This is a genomic window from Pseudomonas sp. GW821-FHT10C09 (assembly GCF_059415465.1).
Genome location: NZ_JBWKNG010000025.1, coordinates 1 through 20,027, shown reverse-complemented (window position 1 = coordinate 20,027; position 20,027 = coordinate 1). Strand labels below are relative to the sequence as shown.

The 20,027-nt window shown below is 53.6% G+C and carries 19 protein-coding genes; 13 read left to right on the top strand and 6 right to left on the bottom strand.

Annotated features, from left to right (window positions below):
• Positions 1-4 precede the first annotated feature (4 nt).
• The 3 genes from pdxA (at position 5) to fic (ending at position 3,263) form a co-directional block, all read left to right on the top strand.
• Positions 5-1,006, top strand: a complete 1,002-nt coding sequence (pdxA, locus tag AC07N8_RS23595; RefSeq protein WP_046031370.1) for a 4-hydroxythreonine-4-phosphate dehydrogenase PdxA — start codon at positions 5-7, stop codon at positions 1,004-1,006.
• A gap of 55 nt (positions 1,007-1,061) precedes the next feature.
• On the top strand, positions 1,062-1,835 hold the full coding sequence (locus tag AC07N8_RS23590) for a DeoR/GlpR family DNA-binding transcription regulator (RefSeq protein ID WP_483840934.1): 774 nt from the start codon (positions 1,062-1,064) through the stop codon (positions 1,833-1,835).
• A gap of 303 nt (positions 1,836-2,138) precedes the next feature.
• The gene (gene fic, locus AC07N8_RS23585) at positions 2,139-3,263 is read left to right on the top strand and encodes a protein adenylyltransferase Fic (protein ID WP_493145986.1); all 1,125 of its coding nucleotides are present in this window, start codon (positions 2,139-2,141) and stop codon (positions 3,261-3,263) included.
• Positions 3,264-3,326: 63 nt separating this feature from the next.
• Here the strand turns inward: fic and AC07N8_RS23580 are convergent, their stop codons facing one another.
• The 3 genes from AC07N8_RS23580 to AC07N8_RS23570 all read right to left on the bottom strand — a co-directional run bounded on the left by AC07N8_RS23580 (position 3,327) and on the right by AC07N8_RS23570 (position 7,460).
• Positions 3,327-3,620: a DUF3077 domain-containing protein gene (locus AC07N8_RS23580; RefSeq protein ID WP_493145987.1), complete on the bottom strand. Its 294-nt coding sequence runs from the start codon at positions 3,618-3,620 to the stop codon at positions 3,327-3,329.
• Positions 3,621-4,515: 895 nt separating this feature from the next.
• The gene (locus tag AC07N8_RS23575) at positions 4,516-5,547 is read right to left on the bottom strand and encodes a DNA cytosine methyltransferase (protein WP_493145988.1); all 1,032 of its coding nucleotides are present in this window, start codon (positions 5,545-5,547) and stop codon (positions 4,516-4,518) included.
• A gap of 71 nt (positions 5,548-5,618) precedes the next feature.
• The gene (locus AC07N8_RS23570) at positions 5,619-7,460 is read right to left on the bottom strand and encodes an ATP-binding protein (RefSeq protein WP_493145989.1); all 1,842 of its coding nucleotides are present in this window, start codon (positions 7,458-7,460) and stop codon (positions 5,619-5,621) included.
• Between the two features lie 423 nt (positions 7,461-7,883).
• Between AC07N8_RS23570 and AC07N8_RS23565 the strand changes: the two genes are divergently transcribed.
• Genes AC07N8_RS23565 through AC07N8_RS23555 form a run of 3 tightly spaced genes read left to right on the top strand, consistent with a single transcriptional unit; the run spans position 7,884 to position 9,513 of the window.
• Positions 7,884-8,105: a tautomerase family protein gene (locus tag AC07N8_RS23565; protein WP_123435413.1), complete on the top strand. Its 222-nt coding sequence runs from the start codon at positions 7,884-7,886 to the stop codon at positions 8,103-8,105.
• On the top strand, positions 8,102-8,758 hold the full coding sequence (locus tag AC07N8_RS23560; RefSeq protein WP_493145990.1) for a DsbA family oxidoreductase: 657 nt from the start codon (positions 8,102-8,104) through the stop codon (positions 8,756-8,758). The genes AC07N8_RS23565 and AC07N8_RS23560 overlap by 4 nt, the downstream gene beginning before the upstream one ends.
• Positions 8,759-8,802: 44 nt before the next feature.
• On the top strand, positions 8,803-9,513 hold the full coding sequence (locus AC07N8_RS23555) for an SDR family NAD(P)-dependent oxidoreductase (protein WP_493145991.1): 711 nt from the start codon (positions 8,803-8,805) through the stop codon (positions 9,511-9,513).
• 73 nt (positions 9,514-9,586) lie between these two features.
• On the opposite strand, the gene AC07N8_RS23550 is transcribed toward AC07N8_RS23555, so the two are convergent.
• A complete protein-coding gene (locus AC07N8_RS23550) occupies positions 9,587-10,576 on the bottom strand; it encodes an Abi family protein (RefSeq protein ID WP_493145992.1) in 990 nt (329 codons plus the stop codon).
• A gap of 301 nt (positions 10,577-10,877) precedes the next feature.
• On the bottom strand, positions 10,878-11,090 hold the full coding sequence (locus AC07N8_RS23545) for a hypothetical protein (RefSeq protein WP_094469636.1): 213 nt from the start codon (positions 11,088-11,090) through the stop codon (positions 10,878-10,880).
• Positions 11,091-11,491: 401 nt separating this feature from the next.
• Here AC07N8_RS23545 and AC07N8_RS23540 point away from each other — a divergent pair, with 401 nt between their 5' ends.
• The 6 genes from AC07N8_RS23540 to AC07N8_RS23515 all read left to right on the top strand — a co-directional run bounded on the left by AC07N8_RS23540 (position 11,492) and on the right by AC07N8_RS23515 (position 17,611).
• Entirely contained in the window at positions 11,492-12,934 is a 1,443-nt protein-coding gene (locus tag AC07N8_RS23540) for a tyrosine-type recombinase/integrase (RefSeq protein ID WP_493145993.1), read from the top strand.
• A 520-nt stretch (positions 12,935-13,454) separates the two neighbouring features.
• Positions 13,455-13,682, top strand: coding sequence for a helix-turn-helix domain-containing protein (locus AC07N8_RS23535; protein WP_314639882.1), 228 nt, complete (start codon positions 13,455-13,457; stop codon positions 13,680-13,682).
• A 2-nt stretch (positions 13,683-13,684) separates the two neighbouring features.
• Positions 13,685-14,755, top strand: coding sequence for a toprim domain-containing protein (locus tag AC07N8_RS23530; RefSeq protein WP_493145994.1), 1,071 nt, complete (start codon positions 13,685-13,687; stop codon positions 14,753-14,755).
• Entirely contained in the window at positions 14,752-16,440 is a 1,689-nt protein-coding gene (locus AC07N8_RS23525) for a DUF3987 domain-containing protein (RefSeq protein WP_493145995.1), read from the top strand. The genes AC07N8_RS23530 and AC07N8_RS23525 overlap by 4 nt, the downstream gene beginning before the upstream one ends.
• On the top strand, positions 16,437-17,009 hold the full coding sequence (locus AC07N8_RS23520; protein ID WP_493145996.1) for a hypothetical protein: 573 nt from the start codon (positions 16,437-16,439) through the stop codon (positions 17,007-17,009). The genes AC07N8_RS23525 and AC07N8_RS23520 overlap by 4 nt, the downstream gene beginning before the upstream one ends.
• Complete coding sequence (locus AC07N8_RS23515; protein WP_493145997.1) at positions 17,006-17,611, top strand: hypothetical protein; 606 nt, start codon at positions 17,006-17,008, stop codon at positions 17,609-17,611. The genes AC07N8_RS23520 and AC07N8_RS23515 overlap by 4 nt, the downstream gene beginning before the upstream one ends.
• 677 nt (positions 17,612-18,288) lie before the next feature.
• Here the strand turns inward: AC07N8_RS23515 and AC07N8_RS23510 are convergent.
• Positions 18,289-18,540 (bottom strand): hypothetical protein, encoded by a 252-nt coding sequence (locus AC07N8_RS23510; protein WP_103751198.1) that lies wholly within the window; start codon positions 18,538-18,540, stop codon positions 18,289-18,291.
• A gap of 100 nt (positions 18,541-18,640) precedes the next feature.
• On the opposite strand from AC07N8_RS23510, the gene AC07N8_RS23505 reads away from it, so the two are divergent.
• Positions 18,641-19,876, top strand: coding sequence for a hypothetical protein (locus AC07N8_RS23505; protein ID WP_493145998.1), 1,236 nt, complete (start codon positions 18,641-18,643; stop codon positions 19,874-19,876).
• The last annotated feature ends 151 nt before the right edge of the window (positions 19,877-20,027 follow it).

Genomic DNA, 20,027 nt, shown 5'->3' with positions numbered 1-20,027 from the left:
CACTATGAACAACTACCTCCCCATCATCGGCATCACCATGGGCGACGCCACGGGCGTCGGCCCGGAAATCATCGTCAAGAGCCTGACTCATGACATCGTCTACCAGCAATGCCGACCACTGGTGATCGGCGATGCCCGTCGCCTGGAGCAGGCCAACGTCATCGTCGGCGGCAGCGCCAAAGTGCGCCGCATCGAAGACGCCTCCCAAGCGTTGTACGAGGCCGGCACCATTGACTGCATCGACCTCGACCTGATCCCCGACGACCTGCCGTTCGGTGAACTGTCGCCCATCGCCGGTGACGCCGCTTATCAATACATCGCCCGCGCTGTGCAACTCGCCGAGGCCAGCCAGATTGATGCCATTTGCACCGCGCCATTGAACAAGGAAGCGCTGCACGCCGGCGGCCACAAATACCCGGGCCACACCGAAATGCTCGCGCACCTGACCAACGTCGACGAAGTCTCGATGATGCTGGTGGCGCCGCAGCTGCGGGTGATTCACGTCACCACCCACATCGGGATCATCGACGCGATCCGCAAGATCGAACCGGGCCTGGTCCAGCGCACCATCGAGCGCGGCAACGCGACGCTGATCAAGGCCGGCATTGCCAAGCCACGAATCGGCGTGTGCGGGATCAACCCGCATGCCGGTGAAAACGGTCTGTTCGGTTATGGCGAAGAGGAAGAAAAGATCATCCCTGCGGTGAAGCTGTTGCAGGAACGCGGCCTCGACGTAACCGGCCCGCTGCCCGCCGATACGCTGTTCTTCCGCGCCGGGCGCGGCGACTTCGACCTGGTGGTGGCGATGTATCACGACCAGGGCCACGGCCCGGTCAAAGTGCTGGGGCTTGAAGCCGGTGTGAACGTGACCGTGGGCCTGGACGTGATCCGCACTTCGGTCGACCACGGCACTGCTTTCGATATCGCCGGCAAGGGCATCGCCGATGAACGCAGCCTGCTCGAAGCGCTGCGCCAGGGTGCGGAGCTTGCCACGCGACGGGGATGAGGCGCATGGGCGCTGTCGTGTAAGATCGACCACCGTCCACACAACGAGACCCGCCATGAAAGCCTCCGAACGCCACCGCGCCATCCTCGATCTCGTACGCATTGGCGATGCCAACGTCGAGCAATTGAGCGCGGCGCTCGGGGTCTCGGAAGCGACCGTGCGACGTGACCTGACCATGCTCGCCAAACAGCGGCACCTGGTGCGCACCTACGGCGGCGCGACTTCGGTGGTTGGCGTTCATGAGCCGGAAGCTTCCCTCGAAGAACGCAAGACCAGCCAGTGGGAACAGAAAGACGCCATCGCCCAAGCGGCGGCGGCTCACGTTCAGGATGGCGATACCGTATTGCTCGATGGCGGCACCACCTGCGCCGCGCTGGCTCACCATTTGTGTTCACGGCAAGACGTGCATGTGGTGACCAATAATCTGCTGGCGGTGATGACCCTGGCCAACGCGCCGGGCGTGCGCCTGACCCTGATCGGCGGCGATCTGCGCAGTTCGAGCATGAGCACATTGGGGCCGTTGGCGGAACTGACGTTGAGCCGGCTGAGCGTCGACAAGGCCTTTCTGGGTGCGGACGGTGTGGTCGCGGAGTTTGGTTTGTGTGAAGCGAGTGCGCAGCAGGCGTATCTCAAGGAATGCATCATCAAGCGTGCGGCGCAGATTGTTGTCCTCGCCGACACCGACAAACTCGGCCGCGCGCGGCAACAGCATTGGACGCCGATTGAGCGGGAGTGGCGGTTGATCACCGGTTCCACCGCAGATGAAGCTGCGCTAGCGCCGTTTTATGCGCTTAAGCAGATCACGGTGGAAACCGTCGACGTCGCTTGATTGCTCACCTCTGTGACGAGGGAGCTTGCTCCCGCTGGGCTGCGTAGCGGCCCCAAAATCTGACAAGCAACGCCGATGGTTTGCACTCAAGCACTAGCAATCGCCCCTCGCGACAAGACTCATGTCGCAAAAATCCAATTTCGGCGACACGTGTCGCCAACATGTCGTCCGCGGCGACACGTTCCGAAGACGTGTCGCAAAAAGTGAAAAATTGCGACACGTTATGGCCTCATGTCTACACTGGCGACATGAGTGAAGGCTATTTCTGCTCAAAAAACATACAAAATGACCAGGATCGCATCCATGACCGAACCGTTACTGCCATGGCAGGCTGACAGGCCATACAACCAACTACCTTTGTTACCGCCAGGAATTGAGATAGAAACACGTGCCGTCCTCAAAAAGTGTATTGAGGCACGCACCGCTTTGGCCGAGTTGAAGCAAGCGGCAGAGTTGATCCCGAATCAGACGGTCCTGATTAATACAATTCCCCTGCTGGAAGCGAAAGACAGCTCGGAAATAGAAAGTATCGTCACCACCACGGATTTGCTGTTTCAGCATGCTCAAGACACTGAAAACCATGCAGACCCGGCGACCAAGGAAGCGTTGCGTTATCGGACGGCGTTGAATCAAGGCTTTCAATCCCTGGCCCAACGACCGCTGTCCACCAACACCGCTGTAGAAATCTGTCGCACCCTCAAGGGTGTGAACCTGGATATCCGCCGGACGCCGGGTACCCAACTCGCGAATGACCGCACCGGTGAAGTTATCTACACCCCGCCCGAGGGGGAGGAGCATTTGCGTAACCTTCTCGCCAATTGGGAACGCTTTCTGCACAATGAAACCGACCTTGATCCCCTCGTTCGAATGGCGGTCGGGCATTATCAATTTGAGGCTATCCATCCTTTTATCGACGGTAACGGTCGAACCGGACGGGTTCTCAACACCTTGTTTTTGATCCAGGAAGGCCTGTTGAACCTGCCTATCCTCTACCTCAGTCGCTACATCATTGCCTACCGAGCCGATTACTACCGGCTCTTGCTGGAAGTCACGACTAAACAGGCTTGGGAACCATGGTTGTTGTTCATGCTGAGCGCCGTGGAAGAGACTGCTCGTTGGACGACGGCCAAGATTGCGGCCATTCGGGCATTGTCCGAACACACCACACAGTTTGTGCGTGAGCAACTGCCAAAAACCTACACGCGTGAACTGGTCGATGTCATTTTCGAGCAGCCTTACTGTCGTATCAGCAACGTCGTCGAGAAGAAAATTGCTCAGCGCCAGGCGGCGTCTCGTCACCTGAAAGACCTCGTAACTATCGGCGTTTTGGAAGAGGTTCAAGTCGGTAAGGAGAAGCTTTTTATCCATCCGAAACTGATGCAGCTACTCATCCGCGACAGCAACGAATTCAGGATTTACGCTGGTTAAGACATGTGAGTGGAAACTAAAAAGCCCCGATTGATTCGGGGCTTTTTCATGCGTGCGATTTGTTTATGGTGCGACGTTACTGGCGCGGTTGTTACACGGTGCGGCAAGTACCTTCACTACGTCATCAATGATCGCCTTACTCATATCCTGTAAATAATGCGACGCCCAGGCATGCCGGTCGGTATCGCGAACCATGGCTGCGTCTGATGCGAGCAGTTTGGCAATGTGAAGTAGGTCAGAGGCGTGGGAGAGGGCCTGGATCACCGGGACGCCGGCGTTGATGCGGAACAGCGGTTCGTTGGCGTGGTAGGAGAAAGGGGTGAGGCCGATGGTTTTCAGGTCTTGGGGGTTGGTCATTGGGCACCTCCGGTTTTTGGGCGGTGGAGGGTAATGACCGGTACAGCAGCGGTGGGAATCTTCAACGGATCAATAACGTGCATTAGCAATACTCCAAAATCAAAGTAGAGCTGCCACGTTCGTTCTCAGGCGAATGGGTGGCAGCTATGCGCAGGCTGAGAAACCGGTATGCACGACCCGGCAGACCCGAAGGTCTCCCACGCATAGCCGCCATTACACGGAAATGCAGGCACAAAAAAGCGCCGGCAATCGTGATTTAGGGCGCTGGTGCGCGCGCATATTACCCGGGTTCTCAGGCCCGGTCGCTGAATTGGCAGCGACGGCTTGAAGGTAGCTTGAGAGGGAAAGATGCGCAATCGTGGCTAGGTGGTGGCGTGGCTTTGCTGAAATACAAATATCAGGCAGCCATAATTTGTATTGAACCAACTTAGAATTTGATTGAGTCGCGACAGAACGCTTTTAGAACAGGTTAAAAAGGTTCTACTAGACTTCATGCGTGAAATGAAGGAGAACCGCATCGGCACTATTTTTTCGGGTTAGGCCTTAGCAAACGGATGAGTGCGTCGAACTTTACGTGTCGTTGTCAGGTATGCACCAGAAGAGCGTTATATTTAAACTGACAATAAAGATATGTAAGGATGCAGACTATATATAGAGAGCTATCTACGAGGAATGATTGCTTTTAAGTGTGTTTTGACAATCGAAAAGCTTAGGAGGGTCGGTACATTTGTCTAAAATAATAAAATAGGGAGGGGGGGTACGTGATTTATTATTGTAGACTCCGTTGGAGTTGCGAACTACCACTTGCTTTTTTAAATACAGCTTAAGGCAGGGTGTTGAAGGCCTTAAAATAAAGATGACGTCAGCGGCAAAAAATTGAATTTTTAACTTTATCTTATTCAGTAATTCCATCAGTTAGTGCTTTAGCATGTGCGGCAATAAAAGGTGGTGGCAAAGCGTTACCAATCATCAAGGCTATTGATTCTTTTCCATGCGACACATCAAATTTATAATCAATTGGAAAGCCTTGAAGCAATGCTGCTTCTCTCAGCGTTATAGTTCGGTTGTAAGAAGGATGCAAAAATCTGCCTTTGGATGGATTTATACATCCACTGGTTATCGTGGGAGCTACATTATCCCAAGACATTCTGCCGTAAACATCTTTAAATCCGTTACTCTTTTTATGACATGCAAGTACCATATTTTCTGGTAGGTCGGATCGACTTCCGCCATTCTTTGGTATCAGTGATATTAGGTGCTTCACATGAGCGGTTCTACGTTCTGGAACTGCATGAACCTTATCTTTTGTTTTTGAGGGACTGCCAACATTTGATAATGCGTCACGAACGGAAACTCGATGTTCTGATTTTATTGCATGTTTTGGAGTATGAACTCGAGATGCTAGTAAAATTAACCGCTTGCGACGTTGCGGAACATTGTAGTCAGCAGCATCCAACACATTTACCGTGTGTGTATAGCCGAGTGCTGATAGGGTATTGCATACATGTTTGAATACTTCATCGTTAGCAAGCGCTGGAACGTTTTCCATCATAATGGTTTTTGGTAGCAATGCTTCCGTGAAGCGAAGAAATTCGCTGATTAATTCGTTTCTTGGATCATAAACTGAAAAGGCTTTATTACGTGTCCGTAACCTAGAAAAACCTTGGCACGGAGGGCACCCAGCTAGCAATGTAAGCTCACCCTTCTTTATTCCAAGCTCTAACATCAGATTGTTAGGGTCTATGTTGCGAATATCGTGCTCATAAAGTCGTATGTTAGGGTGGTTTAGCTTGTAGGTTTCTTGAGCTTTAATATCTATCTCTACCGCCGCCTTCACATCGAAACCGGCCTGCTGCAGTCCGACTGTAAGGCCGCCGCAACCGCTAAAAAGATCAATTGCAGTTAACGATTTTTCTGATGTGCTCATTGGAAGAGATAGGTGCTCATGGCTAGATTGAACAAGTTCTATTGCGGTGCATTTTACTTCAAAATATATAATTATGCACGCTTTAAGTTAAATGCGAAGTTCTTTAGAATATCTGCTATCTCCTTTAGTTCTTGTGATGCATCTCTACCCATTCCAAGAAGTACGGAGCCAAACGCATCTATTTCCTCGCTTGTTGCGGGAGTTCCTTTGTTTTCAGATGCCAGTTTCTCTAACTGCGACTTACATTTTTGAGAGTTGCCTGCTGCGTCTTTGTCGAGTCGATTTGTAGCTTTTAAAGCGATTTCTTCTGGTGAAGAAAGAGGTAGATAATTAAGGTTTCCAGCAATCCATTTTAGGTAACGTCGCCGTACTTCAATAAGTTGTAATTCATTACCGCCTGCATTCCCTCCGTCGATAAGGAATTGAGGCTCCGTGTCGACAATTTCTTTTATCATTTTGCCAAGATCTATATTCTTTGCAGCAGGGATATCTTCAGGTTTTACAAATGGGCCTTTTTTCTGGTCGCCGTCAAGTAACACAAGAACGTTAGGCGATGCATCACCCTCCATAAGTACTGGGATTCGGAACTTCAAAACGGCGCTAGAACCCCCAGGAAGATATTCTACACGGAATATTTTTCGAAGGGCCTCATCCTCGAGAAGTTGCAAAGATTGCTGCACAGTAGTTTGTGCTAATCTGTCTTCGACGATGACTATTATTTCTTTTGAGTCTAAAACACCTAAGCGCTGAAAAGCAGCATAGGGGTGAGTAGAAGGCAGAATAGAAAATGAGCCATCTTGGAGCTGAACAAATGTCTTAATAGCGTTATGGGGTAGAGCTGCAATTAGGTGTGGGGAGTGTGTGGAGAACACCACTTGTAGCTTGTTTTCTTTTGCGGTTTTCGCTATAAATGCCAAGAGGCGTTCTTGGGCTCCGGGATGTAACGAAACTTCCGGTTCGTCTAACAATAGCAGGCTTCCAGGTTTTGCTTCTAATGCTTGAGCTACGCAGCTTGTTACGGCTACTTCACCACTGCCGGCAAAAGCTTCGCTATACTGCCCGTGATCCGTTATGAACCTAATGCTGAGGTTGCCGTCTCCTCTAAAAAGACGATGTTTAACAAGTCTAGCTTCCTTGTACTCTCTACCCAATATAAAACTGACGGCTGAAAGCTCTTCCGGATTTAAAATTCTATTTTCGGTTGCTACTTTTCTATTGTTAAGAATTAGCGATGTGTCCTCTAGCTCTAAAATTTTAGCAAGGCGTGCTGAATCTCGACGAATGAGTTCTTTTTTAGAGTTTATAGTTTTTGCGCCAACTTTTTTTAGCTGGCCTTTTTCTATAGGGTCTTTTCCGAAATAGAAGTATTTGTCGAAAGCGCTTAGCTCTCTACGAAAATTTATATATACAACTTTTCGATTTACCGGGTTCCAACGATCGAGGCTTCGACCTTCGATTTTTCTACCTTTGGCTATATTTGGTATAGCCATAGAGTCACCTGGCGACTCCTTTGTGGGTTCCCAGTAATTGGGGTCTTCTTTCCCGTCTCGTCTCTTTTGTACACGAGCTTTTCTGGTTTCTACTATGGCTTTATGTGCAATATTGTAGTGGCCATAAATAAATCTATTAGGGCTGCCTTCACCCTCTTCTATCGGGTCTACCTCTGTGCTAAACCAATACTCCCCCGTAGATTTTCTAATTGGTGCACCATAAAGAGCGTTTAATACTGATGTTTTCCCTGATCCATTTGGCCCAACCAATGCTGTGATTGGAAATTCGAAGTCAAGCCTTGTATTGGGCGCCATATTTTTATAGCGAGGGAATCGAATATGCGTTATATACTTGGGGAATATTTTATGAACGTTCTCGCTCATTTTTAATAAATTATTAATTTCAGAGTTGAGATCGATCATTCTTACTGTTGTCCCTAGTGTAGTGCTTAAATAAGCTACTGAATAGTAAAGCGGTGAAGGCCTATCCATGCGCCACTTTTGCTGCCCGCAAAGGCAGTCTGCACTAAAATGCCATCATTTCGCCATTTGTTTCAAGATGATTTTTCGTGATGCGGTACATTGGGCACCCCGCAATTCGCAAAAAAGTGCTCAGCGCTTTTGACGAAAATAATTTTGAATCTATTTGATGGCAGTTATTCGGCGTGTTGCACGGAGCCTTAGATTCGTCATCTCGTTCGTAGAGACGTAGATGCTACATAACTCATTACACCAAGTAACTAATGATGTTCCCGCCCCCACCTTTATCCCCTCCAGCTAACTCCCTACATTGAGCTCCATCGCCTACCCATTCATTCCGAAGGGCAGGTCACTGGAGATTCCCTCATGCCTTTTGTCAGCGTTCGCATCACCCGCGATGGCGTTACCTCAGAGCAGAAAGCTCAGGTGATCGCCGAAATCACTGAAACCCTGGAACGCGTCCTCAAAAAGGATCCGCACCTGACCCACATCGTGATCGAGGAAGTCGACACCGATAACTGGGGCTACGCCGGCATCACTACCACCCAGTACCGCAAAAAACTGGCTGAGGCGGAGGGCAAGCCATGACCGCATCCGTCTCCATCGACTTCATTTCCGACGTGGTGTGTCCGTGGTGCGCGTTGGGCGCGACGGCGCTGGAGCAGGCGATCGAGAACGTGGCCGGTGAAGTGTCGGTCGAGCTGACCTACAAGCCATTCGAGTTGAACCCGGACATGCCGGCAGTCGGCGAAAAAGCTGTTGAGCATTTAATGCGCAAGTATGGACGCACCGCCGAAGACGTCGCCGCCGGCAAAGCCATGCAAATCGAACGTGGCGCGGCCATCGGCTTCACGTTCGATCTGGAGAAGCGCACGCACTTCTACAACACGTTTGATGCGCACCGGTTGCTGTTGTGGGCGTTGCAGGAAGGTCGGCAGATCGAGTTGAAGAAGATCCTGTTGCGCGCTTACTTCACCGACGGCCAGAACCCGAGCAACCGCGAAACCCTGGCTCGTCTGGCCGGGGAAGCAGGACTGGATGAGGCAGCTGCGCAGGAAGTGTTGGCATCGGGTGCGTTTGCGACAGAAGTGCGCGAGCTTGAGGAGTTCTACCGCCAGCACGGCATCAACTCGGTCCCGGCCATGATCCTCAACGGTCGTCACTTGGTGTCCGGCTCGCAGTCGGTCGAGTACTACGAACAAATGCTGAGACAAATGGCCAAGGCCCCCGCCGAAGCCTGATTACTTACTTTTTTAAATCATCTTTTAATTAGCAGAGGTTCATCATGAGCACTTCGAACAAAGTCATCGTTATTACTGGCGCCTCCCAAGGCCTCGGCGCAGGCATGGTCAAAGCGTTCCGTGATCTGGATTACAAGGTTGTCGCCACTTCGCGTTCGATCAAGCCGTCTACCGACCCGGACATCCTCACTGTGGCGGGCGACATCGGCGACCCGGCTGTTGCGCAGCAAGTGATCCGTGAAGCGATCGCACGTTTTGGCCGCATCGACACTTTGGTCAACAACGCCGGGATCTTCATCGCCAAGCCGTTCACTGCGTACACCGCTGAAGACTACGCCAATGTGTTGTCGGTGAACTTGAATGGCTTCTTCTACATCACCCAACTCGCGATCACCGAGATGGAAAAGCAAGGCAAAGGCCATGTGGTTAACATCACCACTAGTCTGACGGACCACGCCGTTGATGGTGTGCCATCGGTTCTGGCTTCGCTGACTAAAGGTGGTTTGAATGCAGCGACCAAGTCCTTGGCGATTGAGTACGCCAAGCGCGGGATTCGGGTGAATGCGGTTTCCCCAGGCATCATCAAGACGCCGATGCATGGTGAGGAAACCCATGAAGCGCTGGGGAATCTGCACCCGGTTGGGCATATGGGCGAGATCGGTGACATTGCTCAGGCGGTTGTTTATCTGGATAGCGCGAACTTTGTTACTGGTGAGATTCTGCACGTGGATGGTGGGCAGAGCGCTGGTCACTAAAAGCTTGGCTCACAAATCCCAGAAACAACAAAGCCCTCGTATTTCTACGAGGGCTTTTTTTCACTTCGGGTTCTTATTCCAGGTGCCATTGCGGTTGACGTTTCCAATCGCCAGGAAAGCCCATCAGGCTTAAATTCGTTGATTCCAGATGCTCCATGATTTCTGCGACACGAGGTTTCCACTGGCTGTCGGGACTGATCAAATCGGTTAGATACGCGAGGATCGTCAATACGATATAAAGCCGCTGTTTGGGCTGAGGTCTGCTGGCAGCTGCGTTTGGGATATTCCACTCTTTGGGTAGCGAGGGCCGAATTGAGAGTTCTCTGTTCCATAACCGCGAGTGGTGGGCGCAACAGTTTCGTATGAAGGTCAGGGTGTGGAGCCACGAAGCCAATACATCGAACGGCAGACTGAATCTGGCGGCAATAGCTTTCTTGTCGGCACTTCTGCCTATGGCATTGAATAGGGTGGATACCGTACCGAGACTGAGTTCTTCAAGAATCGCCCATGCGGGCGGCAGTTCGGGAAAGACATAGGTCGCGCCGTAGTATCGAAAATAATTATCACGCATGCGGTTTTCGATTCTCTGCTGCTGAAGGTCGTCGTCCTGTCGCCCTTTCTTGATACGGTCTGTTTCACGTTCGAATTTATTTCGCTCTTTGCTCAACTTGTCTCGAAGGGGGCGTAAGAGTTCGGTGTGCGAATAGGACGAGGAGAACACCGAGGCATTGGCGATCCAGTCAGCCCCATACTTGGGGCACATGTGGCTGCTGATGCTTGCTCGTATGGCGACCTCGACCCTCTCGATGGCGTCCATGGTTATGCGTCGCAACGAGCCATCGAATCGGTAGATGTCGACTACGGCTTTCAGAGTGCTACCGGGTTTGAAGGTATGTTCTGGCCCTTGCTCTTGGAAGGGGCGCATATAGGGGCTCAGGCGAAACAGCGTGACCACTTCGAGGAAACGCATGGCCCGGTCGTCGTTAGCGACTTGCAGGCCTCGTTGCTTTAGCAGTTCCAATTGCTGTTCTACGCTGAGGGCCGGTTTGTCGAAGGACCTCATGTAGCTTTTCTCCAGGCAAAAAAAACCCGCACGATTTGAGCTTGCTGACTGGGTCAACCTAGGCTTGGCGGGTGTGTTGGGGTGCATTATAGGTAGGTGTGAGACCCCGTCAACGTTGCACTGGCGCGAATTTGTAACGTGCAGGTGCGCAGACAATGTTTGGTTTGGCGCTGGAGGCAAGGTTTTGTTGGCTTCTGTAGCAGCCAATGTGTTGGCGTTCCGGGGATTGTCTCCAAACCCCAGAAACAACAAAGCCCTCGTATTTCTACGAGGGCTTTTTGTATGTTGCCCGCAACATTTGCTACAGACAAAAAAGCTCTACATCTTCGTCGTCGGGGACTTCGTCCGTGACAATCACTCGTGCGTGCGCGCTGTGCTCGTCCTCCATGCGCAACCCGAAGTAGCGGGTATCGTTGGCGTCCCAAAATGCCTCTATCTGCGCCATGGGTGCATGTTCCAGCAGCACCTCGGCGCTGTGCTCCAGGATGATCGAGTAACGTCGTTCGGTGTTCATTACAAAGGGGCTCGCAACGGCGGAGAGGGTTGTGCATAAGCACTGCTGTCATTATGCCGCTTCACAGCTTTTCGACCGTAACCGCTCATCGTTTCGGGGAGGTATGTAGATGCGCGGTATCAGAATTGGATGCGCCCCACAAACAAAAAAGGCCCACCTTTCGGTGAGCCTTTTTCGATATTGCGTATGGTGCCGGCACCAGGAGTCGAACCCGGGAACTACTGATTACAAGCGGCTTGTTCCGGTGTTTTTTCAAGATTCAGTAAGTATCGAAAATCCGTAATACCCCTATATATAAAGGGTATTATCCGTGCTTCGTTGTTTCGTCTCGTTGCACGTTGTAGTCTTCAGTTAACTGAGAAGCTGTGACCAAAGCTGTGACCAAGACTGAGGCGCGACCAATGGCGAGCAATACATCGAAAACTGTGAACGACCAGAAAGTGCGGAGTATGACTCCAGGCTGCTCACCTCTGGTCGAAAGCCTGCCGGGACGTGGCACCGGGGCACTGGTATTCAAGCGTCCGAACGAAAGCTCGCCCGCTTGCTACTACCGCTATCACCTGGCTGGCAAGCAAGTGCTAACCAAGCTAGGAGTGTATCGACGCACTCCTCGTGAGGTCGGCTTTACCTTGCCGGAACTGCGCGACCAAGCCACGGCAATGGCGCAGATAGCTAAAGCTCACGGCGACGTTAAGGGGTACTTGGCACAGCAGGAAGAAGACGCTGAAGCGGCACGTATCCAGAATGAGCGCGCTGTCGAGTTTGCTCGCCTGAAGGCGGAGGAGGAGGCTCGAGAGCTTCATCATCTAGCCGAAGTCGAAGCGTCACGCGGCACCTTCGGAGAGTTATTCCTCGACTACATCGAATCGCGCCGGGAGAAGGCCACTGTCGGCGTCGTCAAGGAACTGGAGCGGTTATATCAGACCAATATGCTGGCTCCTCACGCCAGCGTCATGGCAATGAAGGCGCGAGATATTCGCCCCGAGCACATTCTCGCCATACTTAATCCGATCTGGGATCGCGGTGCGAAGGTACAGGCCGACCGAATGCGTTCGTTCTTGGCTGCGGCATTCAATCATGGCCTGCGTGCCGAGAACGCGGTTGGCAGGTCCAGCGCCAAGAGCTACAACCTCGAGAACAACCCGGCCATGTTGGTGGCAGTCGAGAAGGTATCGGCCCCCGCAACCCGTGCGCTTTCTGATGCGGAGTTGAGAAAGTTCTGGGGAACCGTCGAGACCACCGAAGGCGTCGGGCCGGTCATGGCGCTGTTGTTCAAGTTCGTCATTGCCACAGGCGGGCAGCGCATCTTCAACATTTGCCAAACCACTTGGGATGACTACGATCTGGAAGCTGGCACCGTGCGCTTGATACACCGCAAAGGGCGCGGAGGCCAAGCTATGAGTAGGCCACACCTAGTCCCGTTGACTGAACGGGCTGTCGCCATTCTGAGGTGTGTTAGGGAGATCAACGGCTGTCATTCTTGGCCGTGGACCACCACTGGAAAGCAGCACATCGTCGTCAGCAGCCCGACCCATGCAATTGCTGACTGGCTGAAGTCAAAGCACGCAGTGATAAGCGGTAAGCAGACTCCCAGCTTCTCGCCACGCGACTTGCGCCGCACGTGCGCCCAATTGATGCAGCGACACGGAATCAGCGATCAACTATCCGATCTGCTGCAAGCTCACGGCCAGACTGGCGTGGCGAATATGCATTACCGCAATAGCCCGGAGGCGGCATTACCGGAGAAGCGGCGTGTCATCGAGCTGTTCGAGCGTGCGCTTGCGAAGGTGTTGAAAGAGCAGCAGACCGCTAAGGTGGTGCCGCTGTCGAGAAAAAGTAAGTGAAAGTGAAAAAAACAAAAATATTTTCTAGTGCATTTGGTGCGATATGCGGAGGTATGGTCAGGTACGGTTCGCGAACACTGAAATGCAATTAAGTATCGTTTGCTAATACGTACTTGTACGGTCCGCGCACCTCGCTACTATGCGGCTACTGGCTAGACGTACAACACCCAGATGAAACGCCCTGCACGCTGTGGCGGGGGGTTGCTGGTAACGTAGTTGCTGCTGGAATGCAGGCAAAGAAAAGCCCTCGACACTGCGAATGCCGAGGGCTGATCTGGGGGGACGGAACACCGTCCTTTTGCATACCGGCAAGGCCAGTACATACCCCAAGGTAGAAGCTTTTGAGACGGCTTCAATATCTACAGGCAAGGCTTGTAGACAACGGGAGTGTAAGTCACCTGAATTTGGCGTCAATTCAAATTCGTTCCGTCCGACCGACGTAGACCCCCGTCGTGCGGCACTCGTGACTTTCTATCCTGCACTGAGGGGAATCCCATTCAGTTCGAAATGGATGCCCAAAATGAGTCAACAAAACAATAGTGTCAGTCCTTCCACTGCATCACCCAATCTGCCGATTCCCGGCACCTTCGGCACCACCGCGCAGCTCTGCACTCGCTACCAAGTCAGCCGCACGACCTGGTGGCGCTGGTCGCAGATGGCTGGCTTCCCGCGTGCCGTTCGCTTCGGTCGCTCGGTTCGCTGGCCGGTTGAGGCCGTCGAAGCCTTCCTGACCCCGCAGGAGGCGTAACCATGCGCATCAAAAAACCCGCGAATAAGCGCGGGCCGGCAGCGTTCGGCCTGAAGAAAGTCAGCGCTGGCAACCTTGCACTGGCGCCTATCCATGTTCAAATTCAACGCATGGCCGATGCGGCCCTGCGCGTTGCGGACAATCTGCTCTCCGATTGGCTGCCGGATGGCACTCGCAAGGGTAAAGAGTACTGGCCGACCAACCCGGTACGCGGTGACCGTAAGCCGGGGTCGTTCAGCATCAATTTGCACACCGGTAAATGGAACGACTTCGCCAGCGGCGACAAAGGCGGCGACCTTGTGTCGCTGCTGGCCTATCTGCGCGGCTGCTCTCAGATGGAGGCTGCCCACATCCTTGCCGGACAACTCGGGCTGCAGTTCGGTGGTGACCACCAGCGTGACCTTGTTGACGAGGAGGTCGCGCGCCAGCGTTCTGCCCGCCAGCGTGAACAGCGTCAGCAGCAACACGATGAAGAAAAGCGGGCCGAGTGGGAGGAGGCCGCCGCTAGTGCGCGTCGCGATTGGGCGCTCGCTCGCCTGGCGAACACCAGCCATCCGTATATGGTCCGCAAGCGCATCAAACCCCAGCATCTGCGTCAGCTCGGCAACGAGCTGCTGGTTCCTATCTACTGGCGCGGCGAATTGGTGAACCTTCAACGTATCAAGTCCGATGGCAGCAAGCTTTTCCTGTCGGGTGGCCGGATCAGCGGTTGCTACTGCCTGTTCGGGCATATCGAGTCCGGCATCGAGCTCTTCGTCGTCGAAGGCGTTGCGACGGCTGCCACCCTTCACGAGCAGACGGGCAAGCCGGTTGCCGCCGCAATGAGCGTCGGTAACTTGCTGCCGGCTGGTTTGGAGTTGAAGCGCCTCTATCCCAATATTGTGCTGGTCATCGGCGGCGATGATGACCGTGCCAAGGAAGCTGAGGGCAAGCCCAACTCCGGCAAGCTGGCTGCTATTCATGCGGCTGCGATGCTCGACCAGAAGTACGTGCTGCCGGCCTGGCCGAAGGATGCGCCGCTGCATCTGTCCGACTTCAACGATTTGGCTGCATTGCTCGAGGACCGGGAATGAACGCGCCCCTGATGACCGAAGTTCAGATCCCGACAGGGCTGGCACCTAAGCCGCTGCTACCGGATACCGCGCCGCCCACGCCTTATCCCTTGGACGCTCTGCCCTACGTGATGCGCGGCGCAGTCGAAGCCATTGTCGAGCATGCAATGGTGCCTGCCGCTATCGCCGGGCAATGCGTTATTGGTGCCGCCACCCATCTGGCGCAGACCAGGGTCAACGCTTGGCACCCCAAGGGCAAACCTGAAGGCGCGCTCTGCTCGCAGTTCATGCTGTCGCTGTTCGATTCGGGGGAGGGCAAGTCGAGCGCGCGTGATTTGGCCTTCAAGACAATTGACGAGGCGGAGAAGGATGCGCTCGCTCGCCATCGCCAAGCATGCGCCGGGATTGAGACAATGGTTGCTGGCCTGAAAGGCAAGGCACGCGAAGATTTCTTGTCTGCACACCCGCTGCCGCCCGATCCGAAAACCCAATACAGCGATGCGACTTTCGAACCGCTGGTTGGTGATTTCATCCGCGGCAAGGCGGCTGCAAGCTGGGACACTGATGAAGGCGGGCAAATGCTCGGCGGTCATTCGCTCAAGGCTGACACCGTGGCCGCCACTCTTGGCGGCCTGACGACAGCCTTCAGTTCGGGGAAGTTCGAGCGCACCCGCTCGCGCGGCAACCTGGAAGGCTCCGGCGTAGCCTACAACCGCCATCTGAGCATTCACTTGATGGCGCAAGCTGTAACCGTGGCGGAGGCATTGAGCAATCCGTTGTTGGTCGGGCAGGGCTTCCTTGCACGCTTCCTGCTCGCGGCGCCGGATAGTCTGGCCGGCACCTGCTTCATCACTATCGAGTCACTGCAGCGCAAGGCTTATGCAGACCCGCGCCTGCAAGCGTACTGGTCACGCTGCAAAGAAATCGCCGCCAGCCCGGAATATATTGACCCGGAAACCAATGAAGTCGCCCCACCCGTGTTGGAGCCTGATGCAGAGGCTACACAGGTATGGGTGGATTTCCAAAACGAGATCGAAAGCGAGCGGGGGCCGCTCGGGATGTTCGCTGATCTGAAGCCGTTCGCCGCCCGAAGCGCCGAACAGGCGTTGCGCCTGGCTGCGGTGCTCGGCTGCTATGAGGGCGTCAAGCAGATCGATGCCGACTGCATGCGTCGCGCTTGCATGCTGGCGCGCTATTCCCTCAATGAGTGGCTGCGCTACGTCGAGGCAGGCGTGAAAGATCCCGATATGAAGCTCGCCGCCGGGCTGATGAGCTGGTTGCGCGGTCACAAGCACAAGGCCGACTGGCAAGAGTTTCACGTTAATGATCTGGGTAAGTCGGGGCCACCTGCGGTTCGTTCGGCCAAAGTGCGTGACAAGGTTCTGGCCGTTTTGCTGAAGCACCATCACCTGCTGAGCAGCGACGGCAAGCAATTCAAGATCAACCCTCTTGCGGAAGTTGCGGATTCTGCGGAAATCCTGCAGTTGCGTGGCTTTGCGATTGCGGAAAATCTGCGGAACGTTGCGGAAGTTGCACCGCTTGCCCGCGCCCCCCGTCCAGCATCTGCAGCGCTTCCGCAAACTTCCGCACCGCTTCCGCACGCTGAAGCCCAGCATTTGCGTGGCCTTCCGCACAATCCGCAGAATCCGCAACCCTCTGCATCCGCAAACGCTAAAAGCGAACAGATGTGGGAGTTGAAGCTTTGAGCGCTGTCGAGCTGATGCACCGCGCGAGTGCGGCCGGCGTCGAGATGGTGGTCGGCCAAGATGGCTGCCTGCAACTGCGTGCGGTTCATCCTCCGTCTGACGACCTGCTGGCCGAGTTGGCCGCGCACAAGATCGAGATCATCATCGTACTGAATGCGGCAAACGACTCGATGCCGTCGAGTGCTTGGCTTTCCAGTGTCGCAGACCTGCTCGATACCTGTCCTGCCGAACTGCTGGAAGAGGGGCATTTGGAGCCGCACGACCTTGTCGAATTAGCCGATGCGGACGTCGTGATCTTGGCCGACATGATCCGCGCTAGCCCTGCGTGGATCAACCGGATGCAACGGGGCGAACAAACGCCTGAGATCCACGCCGTTGAGGAGGTTGAGCCGCAACAGATCATCCTCACCGCGGCTACGGCGTCACAGGCATGGCGAGAGGCTGATGCGGCAAACACCAACCACCTGATGAGTTGCAACGAATGTCATGCAGCAACGGGTCGTTACTGCGCGGCTGGTGTGGATCTGCGCCAGCGTTATAAAAACACCCCGATGGAGGCGAGTGAATGAACGATGCTCCAGCAGTGGAGTTTGTCATCGAGGAGAATGAGGAAAAGGCCAATGCCTGCAATTACCTTACTCCGGAGTGCGTGAACGCCGCATTGCTTGTCAGTAGTAATCTGCTCGGCAAGACGCCGTTCCCCGATGCTGTCCTCGAACTGGGTCGGCAGACGGCTGCAATTAACCGCGGCGACATGAGACGAGCGGAAGACATGTTGGTGTCGCAAGCGCACTCGCTGGATGCTTTATTCGTGCATCTTGCGGGTCGGGCACTGTCGTCTAAAAACATGGATGGGCTGGAGTCCTTCATGCGTCTCGCACTTAAGGCCCAGAACCAGGCTCGGGCCACCTTGCAGACCCTGGGCGAACTCAAAACTCCCAAGCAGGTCGCTTTCGTGAAGCAGGCGAACATTGGCAATCAGGTCCAGGTCAACAACGGCATTAAAGAGAAGCCCGCGCGCACGCGGAAAACCAAAAAAGCGCAGAACGAACTATTGGAGGTTGAGCATGGCGAACGGCTGGACACCCGAGCGACGGGCGCGGCAGGCGCAGCTGATCCGGCAATGGCGACCATGGGACCGAAGCACCGGACCACGCAGCACCGAGGGTAAAGCGGCTTCATCGCGCAATGCATGGGCTGGCGGGATGAGGCCCCTGCTGCGAGAACTGGCCGAAGAGCTGCGAGAGCAGGACAAGATTCGTCGCGAGATCTTGGATTGAGCGAAACGCCACGGATGGCGTATTACTAAGTTCTTACTCGTCCGAATTTATTGGCGCGTATCACTTTGAGTTATCCCGAGAAAGTGCAACGAAAAACACCTTTCCTCAATTGGGAGATCACGGCGCGTGTAGCCAATTTTCTCGCATTGTGCGTTGCAGCTGAGGTGCACCTAAAAACAACACTGCGGTGGGGATATGACAACGCCTCTGATGGGGTTGCCCCAATGAGTGAATCAACCACACTCCCCTTAAGCATACTGTATGACTTCTCGCTTCCATCGAGGAGAAACTGGAAATGAAGTGGTTCGATTTCAAAACCAATGAAGTGATTCAGACGTAGATCAACAACAGGTAGTTTGTCCACTGAAAAGCCAGCCATGGCCGTCCTACTTTTATCGAATAAAGCACTGCCTGTAGAACCCCTCGCGAGAGGCAACAACCGGCCAATAGCGGTCATCAGGTGTCTACAGAAAAAGGGGCTATTCAGTCGGTTGGTACCGGCAACTGGAGGTGGTTGATGAGAGGCATGCACTCGCCGCCTCTCATCGTGGGAAAGCACTCACTACGGTTATGCCGGCGATAAGCCATCATCCGTGTCTGCACCCATTACGGCGTCAATACTTTTTTTTGAAACAACCATCTTCTTGCTGGCTACCGCTTGGATGGCCAAGTAACCAGAAACCTGATCAGCCGTGAAGCTGGAGCCTCCACCGAGCTTGTGATTCATCGCGGCGGCAGCTGCCTCACTCCCCCATTCCTTTTCGATCGCATTGATTCGACCGTAGTTTATTTCTCTGAATACTGGTTCAAGTAGTGGCATTGTCGTTTTCCTTTAGTGTTTGCCAAATGGCACCGCCACATTAGTTTCCCCGCCGCTCAGGTACTATCCCAACTAGGAAATTCCAAATTGGGGTAGATACATGCCTTCACCGCAAACGACCGAATCAGGCCAATTCAACAAGTCCGATTTGGCACTGATAATCTTCATGGAATACGCCAAAAGGCTTGCCTTCCTAAAGAAGCCTGAGCAGTTCGCTCGGATCAGGCTATCAATGCAATCCATTGAGAATGCTGTTGATGTGGCCTTTCATGATCATAGGCCGCACGAAGACAATGGCGACTTTGACGATGACTATTGGGATCAGGAGGAACAGGTTAGCTTCGTTCTAAACACAATTTTCTGGGGAAATGACTGGCTTGCAGAACAGAACCTAAGCGACGAAGCCAAATCAAAAATTGCCGAAATAGCTGACTTGCATAGATCAGAGCAGGAAGAGCTGCGTGGTGAGTTTGCAGGCTACTACCTAGGCTTTTCTTGGCATTCCTTCGTGAAACGAACGGACATGCTGGAGCTGTATTGCTGGTGGCGCAATTTATCGGACGACACTTTCCGCGCCGCACATTTCATGGAGGATGATCCCTATAGCAGTAAAAGCCGACCTCATCAGAATGAAGAGGGAATACGGACAATCAGCTTCTATAGCTGCCCCGTCACTACACCCATGACGAGTGGCAAATCACGGGTAGATCATGCGAGGACTCTTGATGACAAAATAGTCATCAACGGCCATCTGATAGAGGATTCGATAGTGCTGGTCATTCCCAGGTCAGTAACACGCCCCACTGCATCTGAGCTAGAACTGGCCATGCAGTTTGGCGACTGGGAAGACCCTGACCGCGAGGTACTGAATTGGACTATGGCTCCTACTATTGCCCCGAGCGAAATGACGGCACAGCAGCGAGTAGAATATGAAGATTCGCGCCGAATGTTAGAGCTAATTCAAAGCCCTAAACGAGGTACTACGGTCGATTTAGAGCTGGCTGTTGCTGTCAGAAAAGAGCGTGTAAAGCCCGAAAGGCTCTTTACTAGGGCCGATAGCATTGCGCCTTTGCTTGAGGGCATCCTCGTCTGGGATTACTACCATGATTTCAGATTCCACTCTCATTACGTCTGGGATCGTCCGAGCCAAAAAGTTTCTAAAGCTAAATCCGCAGCAGCGATGAGTGACTTGCTCACAGAGGTATTCGCCAAGAAAGACGAAATTAGCGAAGCCAAGAGCCGGAACTTTGATGCACGGGCTTTAGAAAAGCGCTACGAAATAATCAAAAAGGCGATCGAGGTCTATGACTCTAAGGCCCACCCTTGGAGTAAATAGTGAATAGCCCCTGTTTCTGTAGACACCTGATGACCGCTTTTGGCCGATTTCTGCCGTTCGTGACGGGCAGCAATCGGCCGATTCTGTTGAAAAAGTCGGATTTTCAGATCACCTGAACTCAGGCACGGCCACCACCAGAGAACCTACTCAC